The following is a 16,632-nucleotide window of genomic DNA, read 5'->3' on the forward strand; positions in this document are numbered from 1 at the left end:
AAGGTATGTGGAAAAAATGTGAGGATAAAAACACAGTTTATTGGAAAAAGGATGAAAAGGATGGTTTTAGATTGACCCTAAGAGAAATACATGGCGAAAGTCCAATTTTAAGGAAAGAAATACATGACGAAACTCCAATTTTAACGGAAAAATCTAAAAAATCTATTATTTATCAAGATTTTGAAATCTCTCCCGTTGTAGTTGAAGAATGGAAAGAGCTTTGGGTAAAGGTTGAGGATAGTTCAGGAAGAAAAGTTGACAAAATTTACTTTGGAGCCAATGAAGCAAACAAAATCCCATACCTTAAAGGCTTGTATTCTTTCACTTTCAGAAACTATCTTGGAAAAAGCTATATAAGGGTGAAGTTTACGGATGGGAAAGAAATCATTACGGACCCGATAGAAGTTATTTCAAGTAAGACTACTTTGGCTGAAAATGAGCAAAACGGTAAGCTTCCCTATTGCCAATTTCTTAGGGCTCTAATAGACGATTTAATCAATTACCTTGCTACATGTCCTTTTGACTTAAGCTCACCTACTGAATTTTATACTGAGGAGTATTCTTATCCACCATCTCCAGTCTTTATCCTTCACACCTTAGCTCACAATGCAGAAGCTATAATCCAAGCCCTTCAAACAATTTGGCACAACCCTTACAGAAAATTAGCAACCGAAGAAAGATGGGGATATCTTAGCGAAGCAAAGCAGGTAGATGAAGACACAATCATTATGATGCTTAAACATCCTGAATATTTGCAGGAGTATAAAGGAGAAGAATTAGAGTATTTAACTAAATTTCTTAAAAATAATACAACAGATACCAAATATCTTCCATTAAAAGTTTATCAGAGGCAGTTTATAGAGAGCTTAGACAATCCTGAAAACCGTTTTATTAAAAAGTTCATGGATATTATACTCTATTGGTGTGATGAGTTGGAAAGGCTGAATATTTTAAAAGAAGATAGTTCACATAAGGAACAAATAGAGAGATTAAGAAACTATGTTAGGTATTTTAGAGCTGACCCGCTTTTTGCTGATGTAGGGGAGATGACTATTTTCCCAGCCTCATCACAAGTTTTATTAAAACGAGACGGTTATCGTGAGTGCTTAACCATTTATAGGCTTTTACACCTTGCAAGGATCCCTATATTTAACAACATACAAGAGGCGATAGATAATAGAAGGATAGACCAGCTTTATGAATTGTGGTGCTTTTTTAAGTTGTCTGAGATGTTGGCAAAGGTTATAAATGGAGAAGGAGCAAAGCCAAAGTTTAGAATAAAAGAAGGTCCACAAGGCGGTCTTGAAGGAGAGACTGAAGCAGATTTAGGAAAGGGATACAAGCTTGTGTATAACAAGACTTTGAAAGGATATACTTTTGATTTTCGTCCAGATTTTTCACTAATAAAAGATGAGAAAAACTTAGAAATTGTTTTTGATGCCAAGTTTAGGTTTGATTTAAAGGAGTTAGATAAAGATAAAGATTTGAAGAAATTGGAAGAGGCGGAAGAGGAAGCTATTAGAGAAGGAAATTTGGAAAAAGTAGTTAAGGTTGATGATGTATATAAGATGCATACTTATAGGGATGCTTTGCAGTGTAGAGCAGCAATTGTAGTGTATCCGGGGGATAGCGGTTGTTTTTATTATGTAAGCAGAAAGAAGGAAAATTATTCATTATCGGAAGTAGAAGAAAATTTGAAAGAGGTAATAGAAAAATTTGAAGGAGTAGGGTTTATAGGGTTAAATCCGATTGAAAATGATTAGAAAAAGATATAAAAACATAAAGGGAGGTGGAATGATGGCTAAAATAGAGGAGATACTGAACAATTGGAAATGGGATGAAGAGAAGATAAGAAAGTATTTAGAAGAGTTTGAAAAATATTTGAATAGTGAGAAAGGGCAAAATGACGTAAAAAATAGAAGTGAGAAATTAAAGAATGCACAAGAACTATTAAAAGATGAAGAAAGTATTGAAAGTTTAACAAGTGAGAAGCTAAGTGCTTTGCTTAAAATGACAGATGCATCTAGGGGAAATAAAATACCTGCTTTAATAATAGAGAAGGGAGACGAAGAGTATTTTAAAGAATTTAAAACTTGGTTAAAAAGTCTTATTAAAATAAATCCTGGAGACCAATTACCAGAAAAAAACCCCAAAGATATAGGAATTGCTTACGCAACCGAATTACTTACCTTACGAAATCCGAAAGAATTTTACTTAATTAATAATGCTTCTATAAAGGGAATTAATAATTTAGGGATTAATAATTTAGCAAGAGATGAAAAAGATCAAAAGTTCCCGAACCCAGGAAGAAATCCAACTTCTTATTTTAAATATTATCCAAAATTTAGACCATTATTTGATTATTTAAAGGAAAGAATTAAGCCAATTATAGAAAAGAATTTAGATAAAGAAGTGGATTATTACGATGTTGATCAATTTTTATACTTTATAAGTGAACAAAATGGAGACTTAAAGAAAAATAAATCAGATGAGAGTCAAGATAAAAACAGAGAAAGTTCCAATATTGCAGAAGTTGGAAAAAAATTAGAATCTGTAAAACAAACAGAAATATCTAAATTAACCTTACAACAGTATTTCCAATACAAAGGCTTCTACTTTGACCAAGATTTAATAACAGCCTTCTATTCTGCTCTTAAAACTAAAGGCTTTGTCATTCTCTCAGGTCTTACTGGGACCGGAAAGACAAAGTTGGCTCAACTATTTGCTGAGCTTTTATGCCCTAATTGTAATCCTCAAAACGAGCAAAATATGCAGATTGCTCAAGCAAGTTCTGAAAATCAAAACCAATGTAAGTGCACGCATCTTTTCCTTCCTGTAAGACCAGATTGGAGAGATAGCAAAGCTTTGCTTGGCTACTACAATCCTATTACTGGAAAATATGAAAGAACGCCTTTATTGGATTTTATTTTAAAAGCTAGAAATGATTATAAAACTAATAAAAATAATGCGAATCCATACTTCATCATCTTAGATGAAATGAACCTATCTCATGTAGAATACTACTTTGCTGATTTTCTAAGTGTTTTAGAATCAGGGCGTGACCAGCATGGCTGGACAAAAGAAACAATAAAGCTTCATAATGTTGATTCTAATAATGTTAAAGAGGGTAAAGAAAGTAATTTGCCACCTAAAGAAATTAATTTACCACCTAATCTCTACATCATAGGTTCTGTTAATATAGATGAGACAACCTATATGTTTAGTCCAAAAGTGTTGGACAGAGCTTTTACGATTGAATTTTGGGATGTTGATTTTGATAACTACATTTCCTTCAATATTAATAATGAAAAAGCGAAGATTAAGATGGATGAAGATAAAGCAAAAGAAATGGCAGTTAGTATTCATAGTAAACTTCTTGAGGATTTACGAAATAAAAAGATCAAAAGTAAAAATAATAAACAAAATAATGATCAAGTAAGATTTTGCGGCGTTGTAGGTGATAAAGAGGAAATTAAGGAAGCGTTAAAATGGATATATAATTATAGTGAAAAAGTAAATAGTGAGGAAGTAGAAAAGGGTAAAATAATTTTGATAGAACTTAAACAACTCAATCAAATTCTTCAATCCTACGACCTACATTTCGGATATAGAGTTTTAGATGAAATAGCTTTGTTTATTAAATATGCAACGAATGCACCTAAGGAAGTAGGAGAGCTCCAACTTGAACAAGCCTTAGACTTTGCAGTATTAATGAAAGTATTACCAAAGTTCCATGGTCCAAGACAGAAGTTAGAAAAACCTTTATGGTTAGTTTTAAATTGGTGCTTGGGAAATTCAGAAATAAAGAATGGCGATGATTTGGTAAAAGCAATTTCAAAAAATTTAAATGATTTGAAAAAAGAAATTTGGAAAAATTTGACAAGCGAGGAAAAGGAGCCAAAAACTGAAGATTTAATTAAAGTAATACAAAAATTAATACAAGAATTAAAATTAAATGAAGCAAATGAAGGGGCATCCCCAAAGGTTAATACACAATCTCAGACATCAGGTGAAAATCAAAATCAGACACAAGAAGAGACACAAGAAAGAGAAAGCGATCATCCTCATACAGAGCAAAAACCTGAAACTGAAAAGACATCAATTATTAACAATGTCAAATACAAGAGAACTGCTATAAAGGTGCTTAGGATGCTTAGACAACTATATGAGACTGGATTTGCAAGCTTTGCTTAATTTAAAAAAGGAGGCAAGTATGGCTAAAAAGCAGCAATCTAAACCTCAAACAAATAAAATAACTCTCAATGCCAGAGATATTGGAAATTCCCTTCTTGATGATTTCTGCCCTCGGTGCTTCTGGATTACTAAAAAGTTTCCGCTTAAAGATAAACATCCATTTTCTTTGCCCTTTTCAGGTTTGCCTAATATAGTTGATTCTTACATTAAAAGAGTAGTTAGATACTATGTACAAAAACTAAATTTTTTACCAAGTTGGTTATTAAATCAATTAAAAGATTATTATCTCGAGCTTGATTTTGAAAATGTTAGGCTATTCAAACAAAGTAGTTTCCAGGTTACTCTTTTTGATGGGGCATGTGTGTTAAGTGGACAAGCTGACGAAATACTTGAATTCCCTGATGGCTCATTGTTTATTATTGACTATAAAGCATCAAGCCTAACTGAAAATCAACTTAAGATAAGACCTCTTTATGAGGCACAACTTAACGCTTATGCCTACTTAGCTAACAAAAAGTTGGGAAAGCCTGTTGTAGGCTTAGCTTTAGTATACTTTGACCCAGAGTATAAAGACCTTAATGATGAGGTCATGCTACACCGAACTAAAGAGAAATTCCTCTTTGGCTTTAATCCAACTGTTGTGCCAGTAAAGCTAATGGACCCTGAGTGGGTAGAAGAACTATGTCAAACTCTTTTTGAAATTCTTTCCTTAGATACACCACCTGAAGGAAGGGCAAACTGCGAAGGTTGTAATTTACTACAGGACTGGTTAAATAAAATCAGTAGTTATATTGGTTTGATATAAAATTAACCTAAAGGGGGAAGGAATGAAAGAAATTCAATATACAGGTGTTTGGTGGCTTCCTGAAGCTCCAGATAACAAAGTTTCAGGCAGTTTAAGTATTGTTTATGGAGATGGAATATTTTTAACATTAAGTGAAAGCTTTAATAAAGATAATGATACCGATAACGAATTAAAAGCTTTCAATCCTACAATTATTCTTGGAAAATCAATAAATAATACAGAAATTACTCTGTATAATTGTTATGAAATTGTCCCTTATTTAGACTCTATAGGAATGCCAACTAAATTATATTGTGAAACTGCTTTTATCGGAGTGCATTTTCCTAAAGAAGAAGATATTAAATTTATAGATCTTACTTTTAAATGCACTTATTTAGATGATTGGTTAAAGATCGCTGCCGTTGAATTAGAAGATGTTTCTAAAGATGAAACTATTGTAAAGTTTAAAAATCCCAAACCTATAAAAGTTAACATTGATGATTTTACGATAGTTTTTAAAAGTAAGTTTCAATTAGGAGGCTTATTTGAGGCAAAAGAAGATCAATTTTTAAATATAGAGGAGATCAAGGTTTATCCAAAAAAATCTATTATAATTAGACCTTCTAATGAAAGACATTTTACTGATTTTTTGAAAATGATAAGTCATTTATTAAGGTTTATAAGCTTAGGATTAAATTATCCAGTTTATTTGCAAGAAATAAAAGGTATTAGCGAAGTTAAAAGGGAAAAGGTTGGAAAGAAAACATATAGAATTGATCCAATTCAAATTTTTCATAATGTTGCAAAATTTCATCAGGAATTTATAAGTCTTAATGAGGTTGATTTTTTATTTACCTGTAAAGATATAAAAGATAGTTTGGAAAAAATTCTTCAAAATTGGTTTAAGAATTCGAAACTATTTGAAAGGGTATACAATGCTTATTTTGAAATGTTTTACAATAAACAAGTATCTTTAGAACATAAATTTTTAGGTTTAATCAAAGCTTTGGAAATATATCATGATTATAAGAGAAAAGTTAATGATTCAAATAGTTTTAATGTATTGTCGGAAGATAAATGGAATAAGGTTAAAAACGAAATAGTGAAGTTAATTAATAACATGCTATCTAAAAATGAGGCAAATATTTTAATAACAAATTTAGATTGTCTTAATAGATTTGCTTTACAAGAAAAATTAAAATATCTCTTAAATAATTGCTTAGGAAAACATTCAAAAGAACTTAATGAGGTTATCGATGAATTTATTACAGATGAAAACGAATTTATTAAGAAAGTCGTAATGATAGGAAACATGCTAAGTGATTCTGCAAATGAGAATATCTTATATGATAAACCTATAAAAAAGAACGAACTTGCAAATGTAGTTTTAAACTTAAAAAGATTATTAGAAATTTGTATACTAAGAGATTTGGGTTTCTCATTTGATATGATCAAAAATATTTATTCTAAAAGATCTGTTAAGAATTTAAAACGTCAATTAAAAGAAATGGAAGCCGAGTTAATGAATGATCCAAACATGTTTCGTAAAAGTTAATGTTAATTAATTTAAAAGTAATAACTTAAAAAACATCTTACCGAAATTCTCTTGGTAATAAAAATAAAAGTTGAAATTACAAAAGGATAGATCAACTCATTCATATTTTGATGAGTTTATACAAATAAAGCAAGTAAGAGAATTTCTAAACTTAATTTTTGAATATAACTATGCCATAGTTGGTGGATTGGCAGTGTCTTTTTGGATCCCCGAGAGAAAACCAACTCCAGGAGAGCTTGATGTTTTGCTTGATGAAGACCATATAAACGATTTTATTTTTGTTCTCGAAAGTCAAAATTATACAATAGAAGGATGGAAAGAAATTGATTTAACCAATGTGGCCGTAAGAAAAGAGAATTTTCAATTTGATATTCTACTTGCCCAAGATAATTGGTTAAAAGAAATGCTGTATTTCAGTATAAAAATAAAAGCCAAAAAGGTTAAAGTTCTTCATCCAAAATGGTTAATTAAAATGAAACTTTTAGCCATGAGAGAAAAAGATTTAAAGGATATCGAGATGTTAGAGTATTTCTTAAAAAAGAGAGAGCTATAAAAAAACGAGTAATATGTATGACATGCTGAAAGAATGTAGCTATATACGCTCTTTTTAGATGATAGCATGTGGGTCATAACGGAATACCTCTTTGAATAGCCTCGTTAATTTTTTTTCATCATCTCTCCAATTCGACAACCAATGAATGGTGCATAAATTTCCTTTCCCCTAAACACCTCTTTTACTATATCTACATAACATTTCCCGCCCAAAACTACAATTCTATCAAACTTATCTAATCTTTTTTCTACTACTTGCTTAGAAAGTTCCTCTATAGATATATTTTGTGATCTATTTTTACAAAAGGTCGCATTATAATTACCTGGAACAATCTCATCAGGAAACAAAAATCCATGTTTTGCAGATAAAATGCACCAAGATGTTGAATAAAATTTTTCTGCATATTCTCTACACTTTTTAGCAAACGGTCCTATATACACATCTCTCGCCTTAGTAGAATCTGCATCTGGTTTTGGTAATTGTTCATTTTATTCCACCAAGCACATTATATAACATTCATCTAAGTTAGCCCTAAAATTATATCTGAATTTTTAAGAACTAAAAAAATTTTTTATAAAAAATTAAGATTTAAGGGGGTTTAAAGAAAGTAAAAAATTTAAGTATAGTGATAAGAATTATCTATGATTTAATTGATGAAAGATCGGTAGTACCTCATTAATTGTGTTAAGACTTGAAAAATGAGAAAGGGAATGGTAGCTTCCCAAAAGACAGAGAATCTAAAACTACTGGAAAGGAATTACTATAAAAAAATAAGAAGTTAAACTCAAGAAGGTTAAACGAATTCAATGAGATTGAATTGGGAACTATCATACTTTATAGAGAAGTTTTTACACAAAAAAAACATCTGTTTTTAAAAACCTTATCTAAATACTTGAATACTTGAAAAATCTTTATAAAGAATTAAAATACTAAAAGTGAAGTAATACTTTAATAGAGGTAAAGAATGATTAAAAATCTTACAAGTTCCTCGATTCTTACTAAAAAGTTTCAAATTACTTTACCTAAAAAAATAAGACAAATTCTTGGTGTAAAATCTGGGGAAAGGATAGGCTTTATAGTTGAAGGCAATGAAGTAAAAATTGTTCCTTTAAAATCAAAACTTGAAGAAAATTTTGGAAAGGTGAAAGCGCTTAAAAAGCCAGAAAATTTCAAAGAAATAAGAGATTTTGTGGAAAACGAAATGGCAAAAAATGTGATAGAGAAACTTAAATGAGAAAATTTTTAGACACTAACATATTTCTCCGTTATCTTACAAAAGACGATGAAGAAAAAGCTTATAAGGTTTTAGACTTATTAAAGAAAATAGAAAGAGGGGAAGAAAAAGCAATCACAAGCCCATTAGTGATATTTGAATTAATCTTTACTCTTCAAAAGTATTATAAACTTTTAAGAGAGGAAATAAGAGATTTAGTTTTGCCTCTAATTAATTTGAGAGGGTTGAAAATACCTTATAAAGCTGTTTTTGAAAAAGCTTTAGAAACATTTCCTAATACAAATGTTTCTTTTGCAGATCTTTTTAATTATTTTTTTATGTTAGAACATGAAGTAAAAGAAATTTATTCATATGATGAAGATTTTAACAAGCTTCCAGAAATAAAAAGATTAGTTCCTTAATAAATTGCTACTGAAAATTGATATCTTAATTAAATCTTCACTCCAAACCAAGCCCAAACTAGTCTCAACCATTATTTAGGCTTTTTCAACCCTTTCAAACAGTAATGTCCCATTAATTATGTAAAGATTTGAGTTTCAAAAGGATCCGCTATAAGGCTTGTAGAATTTGGGGCTTTTAAGGTAGTAAGGAGGGCAGAAAGGGCAGGAAGAAATCCAAGGACAGGAGGACCATTAAAAATACCTGAAAAGAGGGTAGTAAAGTTTAGGGCTGGGAAAAAGCTAAGCGAGATAGTATCAAAGAGTTAATCAGCTTGAAAGGAACGAGATTGAATTGGGGACCTACCATGCCCTTTCCAGAGAAATTTTTACATAATAAAAGAGACACTATGATAACAGGTAGTGTCTTATTAATTGTGTAAAGACTTAAAAAGTTAAAAAAAGCATAATTAAACTCAAGGAAGTTTAAGATGATTTAATGAAATTGAATTGGAGAACCATCATCTTCTTTCCGGAGAAGGTTTACACAATAAAAGGGACACTATAAATTAGGATGTTCAAGATTAACACTTTCTCCCCTCTTGTTAAAATTTAAATTTTAGTTATCAATTAATCTAATGGATAAAACTTTAAAAATGGGAAGGAAGGTTACACCATATAAGCTATTTTTTAAGCTTAATTCTGGAGATTATAAACACCTTGCCATAGTCCCTAATCGGATTTTAAGAAAATTCGACGAGATTGCAGGAGGTTGTTTAGGTAGTCACATCTCGCGAAAAATTAGGCCTTGCATTTTCTGGAAATCCAAAGAAAATAGCAAGGAATGTTATAAAATTGTCTTCTTAACCACTTCGCGATTTACTCCTATAGCTGTTGATTTAAATAATTGTGTTAGCTTAGAGAAAAATTGTCCATATTTTAAATTTTCTCCCAAATCTTATGTAATTTTTTCTTCACCTGAGAATCCTGTTTGTTTAATCCTTAAATCTCCAGAAGAGCAACTTGAAGGTGTTATACATTGTGGTGTATGCCGAGATTTAGAATTTTTAGATAAACTTTAGTTTTTTAAGAAATGTACGATTACAAACCTAATATTGAAAGGATAATAAGAAATGAAATTACTTCTGAAGAATATCAAAAATTTTTAAATATTCTTAAACGGATATTCAGGCAAGCTTTTAAAGTTTATTTTACTTTGGACATCGAAAAACTTTTTCATAAGTTCTACGGACCGGACTATCTTGAAGTCTTAACTTCAGAACTGATTTTTAGAATTGTCTCTAAGAAGGATAGTTTTCTTAAGTTGCCTTATATAAATGAAAGATATCTTCTATCTACTGCAATAAACATAATTTATTTTCATCTTTCTTCAGGATTCAAAGTTGTGGAAAGAGAAGTAAATTTTGACGATTTAAACTTAGCTCAAGAAGAGAATAAAGAGCAAAAATTCAGTGTTGAAAGTTTGCTTCCCCCAGTATTTGTGAATTTTCTTGAAGATAGTGCCTTGAGTCATCTTGTTATGAGCTTAAAGAAAAGATTAACCAAAAAAGAATTAGAAACGCTTTGTTGGTACATATACAAAGCCTACAAACAAAATCCAAAAGATGTTAAAGCAAGTGCAGACGCTATATACAAAAGGTGGGAAAGGCTTAAACCAAAGCTTAAGAAAATATTAGGAGAGGAAGTTTTTGAAGGTACCTCTGCTGATAAATTATTTTATGTTATTATGTCAGAAATCTGCAAAAAGCTTGATTTGTTTAAAAGTAGGAAATAAATTTTATTGGCGAAAGGGACTTTTAATTAGACACCAGACTAAATAATGAAGAAACCAGATAGAATTAAAAAGCAATGGGAATTATATCAATTTTTGAGAGGAAAAGAACTTGTAATATTCCCGGTCTCTCAAAAAATCCCTCCTAAGGTGAATGAGTTGCGTGAGCTTTGCACTTTTCCTTCCATTTATTTTGTTCTGGCTGAAGAGATTTCTTTTTACCAAGAAAGACTTTTCAAGGCTATTGTCTTGACAGAAGAGATCATTCTTGGTTGGCTAAATCCTAAAACCCCTATCCTAAAACTTCATAATTTCAAAACATTATTAGTTGCGCTGCCTTTTTGGGTATATTTGGACGAAAAATTTTTACTTACCTATACTTTTAAACGAGGGATCCTAAACGAAGAAGACATCCACCGTCTTGAAGACTACGCCGAGTGCGCCAAGATCCCTCAGGACATTCGCGGCGAATACATCCGCTTTCTGATGAAGCTTCTTGCCCCTTACAATACAGAATCTATCTTGACTTATCTTGAAAAGCTTGAAGAGTATCAATTTGCTCCTTCAGTTTTTACCATCCCAGATGACCTAAAAACCTATTATGAAAATTCTCATTTCGCCTATGCTAAGGCAGCTTCTTCAAAAAATGTGCATAAAGGCAAAAACTTCTTCGCCATAGTTGAAAAAATCCCTGAGGTTGGACCAAAGCTCACCCTCTATCTTCCACAAGATTACTTAGGACAGAAAGTAACCATAAAAGTTGAAAACAATATTCTATTTGAGGGTACATTAGAAACAATCAAGCTTGAATTTACAAACCTTCCTGAACTTGCAGATTATACCTCTTGGTTGGAGGCAATAAATGTCGAGATTTCCGTTTGAAGAATTTGACGAGAATCATCTACTTAATTTCCTTGAGCAAGGTTTACTTGATGAACATATTGAAGAGCTCTTAATGAGGTGGAGTTTATTTTCTCCAAAAATTCAGTTTAGTCTTATTAATTATATTCGCGAAAGGTTGAAAGATAGTTTTAGCCCCAAGCTTTTAGTAAAGCATTTAAAGATTAAGCCTATTGAAGATGCCGAGCAGATTGTTAAAGGGAAAGGTAAACATTTTGAAATAATCGTTGTAGATAAAGACCAATCGGATTTTGCTAAAGGATTAGTAATACCTGATACTTCTAAAATCATAACCAATTTACCTGAGCTTAAAAATTCTTTAACTATTATTAAGAAGTTTTTAAACAAAAACTTTGCTGTATTCTTTGATTCCTACATCTCTGGAAAAAGTTTTATGCTTCCTCTTGCCTGTGCGTTAAGCATCGAAAGAATACCTGAAGATTTAAGATTTACAGGAGCCCTAAATATTAAAGGAGATGTTTTAGAGGTTGAACATCTAAAAGAAAAAATAGAGTTTGCTAAATCTCACGGTTTAAGGCTTATAACTCCTCTTCAGGTAAAGCGTTTTAATACTATTAAAGCTTATTTAGAAAAAGATAAATGGGACATACCCTTTTACATCACGACCGCAGGATATGAGGAATTTTTAAACTTTCTAAAAGACTTCATTGGAGAAAAAACTTTTGAAGAATTCGAGATCATTAAAGGGCTTGAGTTATTCTATGGCTTGCAAGAAGACACTTTTTATCAGGTAACTGGACAATTAAAGACTGAGGAAGATTGGAAGAAAGTTTGTCAAGACTTTTATACTCGTTATTATAAAATTGTTACTACTCTCCCTGGGAATAAGATTTTTCACATAGGCATAAGAGGTGCTGTGGCTTTAAGCTTTGCTCTTGGAGTGCTTTATTCTCACTTCTATCCTTTCGTCTTTTACCACTATCAAGCTAAGGAGTGGGAGACAAAATACCATACCATTCCCATAGATGAACCGAGATACCTGAAAGAAAGAAAATCTCAGTATAATTATATTAATACGCTCTTTGAACATAATGGAGAAGACTTAGCGATGGTGCTTAACTTTGGACATCACGAAGCGGTTGCAGATGTAAAATCCTATGCCTTTTCCCATCTCAATAATCCTTCTTTTTTAGTTTTAGAGGCTAAAGAAAAAGGGAATGTCCCCATTGAGAGCTTTTCTGAGGTTGCCAAAGAATGTGCTAGTGCTATCCAAGATATTCGTTCTCAATTTTCAATGAAGACCTATCACTTCTTCTTTTCTTGCCCGGTTCCTATTGCCTTCATGGTAGGCTTAGCCTTTGGTCATTATGTTGACGGCTGGATCTACAATTTCCAAAAAGAAGGCTCTTCCTATCAACCAGTCTTAGAATTCAAATTTTTAAGAAAAATTAGGGAAGAAGCTGTCAGGAATTAGAAAAAAGTAATGTTTAAAAATAATAAATTAAAGTAGTAAAGAGAGGGATGTATGGAAGAAAATAAAAAGGAAGTTAGAAATTTACTTGCTATTGGTGCTCTTTTTCATGATATTGGTAAAGTAATAATAAGAGCACTTTGGGGTGAAACTGAACAGTATTTTAAACAAATTGAAAAAGAAAAACATTATAAAGAACAATTTAAATATGCTCATGCCTATTCAACTTATGAATTTTTAAAAAATATTGTTGATAATCCAGTTATTCTTGCATCAAGCTATCATCATAATCCAGATGGTGCTGAAAAAGAGTTTAAACTTTATGCCAAAATTTATCAACTCGCTGATTATTATTCAAGTTCAGAAAGAAGTGAAAAAGAAAAAATAGAAAAAGAAAATTTATTAAGAGTGATTTTTCAAAATATTAAAGTTCCAAAAATTGAATCGAAAAGTCAAGAAAATTTTTCAGAACAAGAGTACTTTTACAATCTTCAACCTTTACAAATAAATAATGAAGTAATTTTCCCAATAAAAAAAGAAGATCTTATAAGTTTTGATGAAATTACTGCATATAAAAATTTATGGCAGGGATTTCAAAATGAATTTAATATCTTAAAAAATGCTTATATAAAAGAGAAAAAATTAAATTCTTCAGAAAAATTTCTTACAGCTTTATATTATTTAATTTACAAATATTTTTGGTGCGTTCCTGCTTCAACTTATGATCCAGAAAGAAAAGAAAGGCACTACCCAGATATTTCTCTTTTTGATCACTTAAGAGTTTGTTCAGCCTTTTCTACTTCTCTTTATACAGACTATAACTTAAATATTATTAAAAATGGAGATAAACCAGAAACAGAAATAAAATTAATATTTTTGAAAGGGGATATAAGTGGAATTCAAAAATTTCTTTATGGAATAACAAATATTAAAGGTGTTGCAAAGAGATTAAGAGGAAGAAGTTCTTTTTTAGCTCTTCTTCCTGATTTAGTAGCCAAAGCACTCCTTGACAAATTTGGTTACCCCTTTGTTAACATTCTTTATTCAGGAGGTGGTCATTTTGAAATTGTTTTAGGTTATGAGGAAGGGATAGAAAAAGAATTAGATAAATTTTCAAAAGAAGTAGAAGAGATTTTATTTAAAAATTTTTATGGAGCTCTGGGATTAGCTTTAGGTTATACCGAGATTACTTTATCTGAGTTAAGGAATAAAGAAATTTATAGAAATAAAATAATGAAAAACATTTATAGAGTTCTTGAGAAAAACAAAAAACAGAAATTTAAAGGCGTATTAATTAATTATTCTATAGATCAACTTTTAGATATAATAAATCAAGAATTTAAGGATATAGAAAAAAATTATACAGTTTGCTCATCCTGTCAGGTAGTTATAACAGAAGAAAAGGGAGAGGAAGAAAAAAATATATGTAAGTGGTGTGAAACTTTTAAAGAAGTAGGAGAAATTATTCCCAAAGCAAAATATTTAATTTTTTCTAAAGAAAAATTAAATAATCTACCAGGATTTCACATTGATAGAATAGGCGGAGTTTACTTTTTAGAAAATTTATCAAAAGTTTCTATTCAGATTAAAGAAAATAATGAGATATACCTTCTTAATGATACTAATTTTCTAAAGAAAGATAGATGTGATGGATTCAAATTAATAGCCCAAATAGTTCCTCAAACAAATTCCGAAGTTATGACTTTTGAAGAATTAGTTGAGTTTGCAAAGGGAGACAAGAAACTTGCTTTTGCAAGGGGTGATGTAGATAATCTTGGGCTTATTTTTATGCAAGGGTTAGGAGAAGATTATAGCATTTCAAGGATAGCAGCCTTAAGTAGAAGTTTGGATTTGTATTTTTCTGGCTATTTTAATTATCTTTTTAATTTAGAAGAATTTAAAAATAAAATTTATGTTTTATATGCAGGTGGTGATGACTTTTTCATAATTGGTCCTTGGGATATAGTTTTTGAAGCCTTAGAAAGAATAAGAGAGGATTTTAAAAAATATACATGCAAAAACAAGGATATAGATCTTTCAAGCGGAGTTTTTGTAGGGCGTGATTCTTATCCTGTAAGATTTGCTGGTGAGTTAGCAGGAAGTGAAGAAGATAAAGCAAAGGAAATCAAGTCAACAATTAGAGTTTTAAGTGAAAGTTTAAAGTGGGAAGAATATGAAAAAGCAATTGAAGAAGCAGAAGGCATAGTTAATCTTGTAAATAATAAAAAAATAGGGCGGTCTTTATTTTATAAATTTTATCAATTATTAAAGTCTTTTAGGGATAATAAAAATAATATTTCTCCTAAATTTTATCCTCAATTTTATTACTATTTATATAGAAATGTTAAAGATAAAGATGATAGAGAGCAAGTAATAAATTTCTTTCTTGATTCAAAAAATGATTATCAAGTAAAGAAAGATGCTTTATTTAAAGCTAAATATGTAATAATGAAAACAAGAGAATAAAGTGAAGGGGGTATAAAATATGTCTAATGGGCAAAATAGAGATCAAATTACTAAAAAATTAACAGACGAAATTAAGAAAAAGAGTGGACTTTGTTATTTTAGTCTATATGAATTACTAAAACCGAATGGTTATGCACAACAGGTAGTTAAGGAAAATGAACTTACCAGGGTTCAGTTAAGAAAAGTATTTTCTGAATTTAAATACGTATATGATGAATACAAAAAAAATAAAAATAAAGAGAAAGCCAAAATTCATTTATACAAACTTTATCCTCTTCTTCAATATCAAGTAAATAGAAGATTAATTAAGGAAAATTTCAAAAATTTAATATGGGCTATTTTAGACACTTTAGTAGGCAATGACGAAAAATTTGATGAGAATTTAGAATTTTCATATGAATTTTTAAAAGCTTTAGTAGCGTATATTCCGAGAGAGTAGCATGTATTCCGAAAGAACATTAAAAAGAGGAGGTGAAAATATGTTTAATTATAAAGGTTCATTTATTATAGAATATACTTTAAAAGCTTTAACCGGTCTTAGAATAGGAGGTTCAAAGGAACAGTTCGAAATAGGAGGACTTGATAATCCAGTTATTAAAGTTGAAGTTGAGATCCCAGATTATGATGGAAATGGTAATACATTGCCTCAAGGAGCTCCTTATATCCCTGGCTCAAGCTTAAAAGGAAAGATGAGAAGTTTACTTGAATGGTTAAATGGGAATGTAGAGAAAATGATAAAGAAAGTAAAGGATGATAAAAATATAAAAGATGAAAAAAAAGTTGATAAAGCAGGAGGAGCTTGTACTTGTGGAGAATGTGAGATTTGTAAGATATTTGGAACTGGAGATGCAGAAAGAGTGAAAGAATTAGCAGAAAAAGGAATAGATTTTATTCCTGGTCCGCCCCGTCTTAGAGTTTTTGATGCTTATCCAACTTATGAGACCTTAAAACGTTTAAAAGATGCTCTTGGTGAAAATATTTTTACAGAAATTAAAACTGAAAATCAGATCAATCGTTTAACTTCTAAATCAAATCCAAGAAAGGTAGAAAGGGTTCCAGCTGGGGCTGAATTTAAAGGAACTATGGTTTTTGATGTGTATAAAGATGAAGATAAAGACCTTTTGAAAGTTGTTTTTCAAGGAATGAAATGTCTTGAAGATCACTATCTTGGTGGATATGGATCAAGAGGTTCAGGAAAAGTAAAATTTAAAGATATTACCCTTATATGGAGACCAAAAGAATATTATCTTGGTGAAGAAGAAAAAGAAAGAAAACTTTTTGAAAATAATCAGCTCAACGAAATTTTAAAAAATTTATCAGAAAAACTAAATACACTTTAAAATTG

At 30.5% G+C, this 16,632-nt stretch carries 15 protein-coding genes and 1 pseudogene; 15 read left to right on the plus strand and 1 reads right to left on the minus strand.

Translation table 11 applies throughout. The features are described from left to right. Window positions 1-5: 5 nt before the first annotated feature. From TOPB45_RS05665 to TOPB45_RS05685, 5 genes are all read left to right on the plus strand, one after another. Complete coding sequence (locus tag TOPB45_RS05665; RefSeq protein WP_013909883.1) at window positions 6-1,763, plus strand: DUF2357 domain-containing protein; 1,758 nt, start codon at window positions 6-8, stop codon at window positions 1,761-1,763. After that, window positions 1,756-4,194 (plus strand): McrB family protein, encoded by a 2,439-nt coding sequence (locus TOPB45_RS05670; RefSeq protein WP_049774819.1) that lies wholly within the window; start codon window positions 1,756-1,758, stop codon window positions 4,192-4,194. The genes TOPB45_RS05665 and TOPB45_RS05670 overlap by 8 nt, the downstream gene beginning before the upstream one ends. 19 nt (window positions 4,195-4,213) lie before the next feature. Then, window positions 4,214-4,999 (plus strand): PD-(D/E)XK nuclease family protein, encoded by a 786-nt coding sequence (locus TOPB45_RS05675; RefSeq protein WP_013909885.1) that lies wholly within the window; start codon window positions 4,214-4,216, stop codon window positions 4,997-4,999. Between the two features lie 22 nt (window positions 5,000-5,021). Then, window positions 5,022-6,533: an ApeA N-terminal domain 1-containing protein gene (locus tag TOPB45_RS05680; protein ID WP_013909886.1), complete on the plus strand. Its 1,512-nt coding sequence runs from the start codon at window positions 5,022-5,024 to the stop codon at window positions 6,531-6,533. Between the two features lie 70 nt (window positions 6,534-6,603). Further along, window positions 6,604-7,086 (plus strand): hypothetical protein, encoded by a 483-nt coding sequence (locus TOPB45_RS05685; protein WP_013909887.1) that lies wholly within the window; start codon window positions 6,604-6,606, stop codon window positions 7,084-7,086. 104 nt (window positions 7,087-7,190) lie between these two features. On the opposite strand, the gene TOPB45_RS05690 is transcribed toward TOPB45_RS05685, so the two are convergent. Then, window positions 7,191-7,526, minus strand: coding sequence for a DUF6884 domain-containing protein (locus tag TOPB45_RS05690; protein ID WP_013909888.1), 336 nt, complete (start codon window positions 7,524-7,526; stop codon window positions 7,191-7,193). A 524-nt stretch (window positions 7,527-8,050) separates the two neighbouring features. Here TOPB45_RS05690 and TOPB45_RS05695 point away from each other — a divergent pair. The 10 genes and pseudogenes from TOPB45_RS05695 to csm3 all read left to right on the plus strand — a co-directional run bounded on the left by TOPB45_RS05695 (window position 8,051) and on the right by csm3 (window position 16,627). Continuing rightward, on the plus strand, window positions 8,051-8,320 hold the full coding sequence (locus TOPB45_RS05695) for an AbrB/MazE/SpoVT family DNA-binding domain-containing protein (protein ID WP_013909889.1): 270 nt from the start codon (window positions 8,051-8,053) through the stop codon (window positions 8,318-8,320). Then, a complete protein-coding gene (locus TOPB45_RS05700) occupies window positions 8,317-8,721 on the plus strand; it encodes a PIN domain-containing protein (RefSeq protein ID WP_013909890.1) in 405 nt (134 codons plus the stop codon). Before TOPB45_RS05695 ends, TOPB45_RS05700 begins: the two co-directional genes overlap by 4 nt. 147 nt (window positions 8,722-8,868) lie before the next feature. Further along, window positions 8,869-9,027, plus strand: a pseudogene (locus TOPB45_RS08805) (HU family DNA-binding protein); the annotation flags it as partial. 326 nt (window positions 9,028-9,353) lie between these two features. Then, window positions 9,354-9,779, plus strand: coding sequence for a hypothetical protein (locus TOPB45_RS05710; RefSeq protein ID WP_144011492.1), 426 nt, complete (start codon window positions 9,354-9,356; stop codon window positions 9,777-9,779). Window positions 9,780-9,790: 11 nt separating this feature from the next. After that, complete coding sequence (locus tag TOPB45_RS05715) at window positions 9,791-10,492, plus strand: hypothetical protein (RefSeq protein WP_013909892.1); 702 nt, start codon at window positions 9,791-9,793, stop codon at window positions 10,490-10,492. A gap of 45 nt (window positions 10,493-10,537) precedes the next feature. After that, complete coding sequence (locus TOPB45_RS05720; protein ID WP_013909893.1) at window positions 10,538-11,371, plus strand: hypothetical protein; 834 nt, start codon at window positions 10,538-10,540, stop codon at window positions 11,369-11,371. Further along, window positions 11,352-12,824, plus strand: coding sequence for an SAVED domain-containing protein (locus tag TOPB45_RS05725; RefSeq protein WP_013909894.1), 1,473 nt, complete (start codon window positions 11,352-11,354; stop codon window positions 12,822-12,824). Before TOPB45_RS05720 ends, TOPB45_RS05725 begins: the two co-directional genes overlap by 20 nt. A gap of 51 nt (window positions 12,825-12,875) precedes the next feature. Next, the gene (gene cas10, locus TOPB45_RS05730; protein ID WP_013909895.1) at window positions 12,876-15,287 is read left to right on the plus strand and encodes a type III-A CRISPR-associated protein Cas10/Csm1; all 2,412 of its coding nucleotides are present in this window, start codon (window positions 12,876-12,878) and stop codon (window positions 15,285-15,287) included. 19 nt (window positions 15,288-15,306) lie between these two features. Further along, window positions 15,307-15,726, plus strand: a complete 420-nt coding sequence (gene csm2, locus TOPB45_RS05735; RefSeq protein ID WP_013909896.1) for a type III-A CRISPR-associated protein Csm2 — start codon at window positions 15,307-15,309, stop codon at window positions 15,724-15,726. A 40-nt stretch (window positions 15,727-15,766) separates the two neighbouring features. Next, window positions 15,767-16,627 carry a type III-A CRISPR-associated RAMP protein Csm3 gene (gene csm3 / locus TOPB45_RS05740; RefSeq protein ID WP_013909897.1) on the plus strand — a complete coding sequence of 287 codons (861 nt, stop codon included), beginning with the start codon at window positions 15,767-15,769 and terminating at the stop codon, window positions 16,625-16,627. Window positions 16,628-16,632 lie beyond the last annotated feature (5 nt).

Origin of the sequence: Thermodesulfobacterium geofontis OPF15, assembly GCF_000215975.1 — a bacterium.
In the GTDB taxonomy this organism is placed as follows: domain Bacteria; phylum Desulfobacterota; class Thermodesulfobacteria; order Thermodesulfobacteriales; family Thermodesulfobacteriaceae; genus Thermodesulfobacterium; species Thermodesulfobacterium geofontis.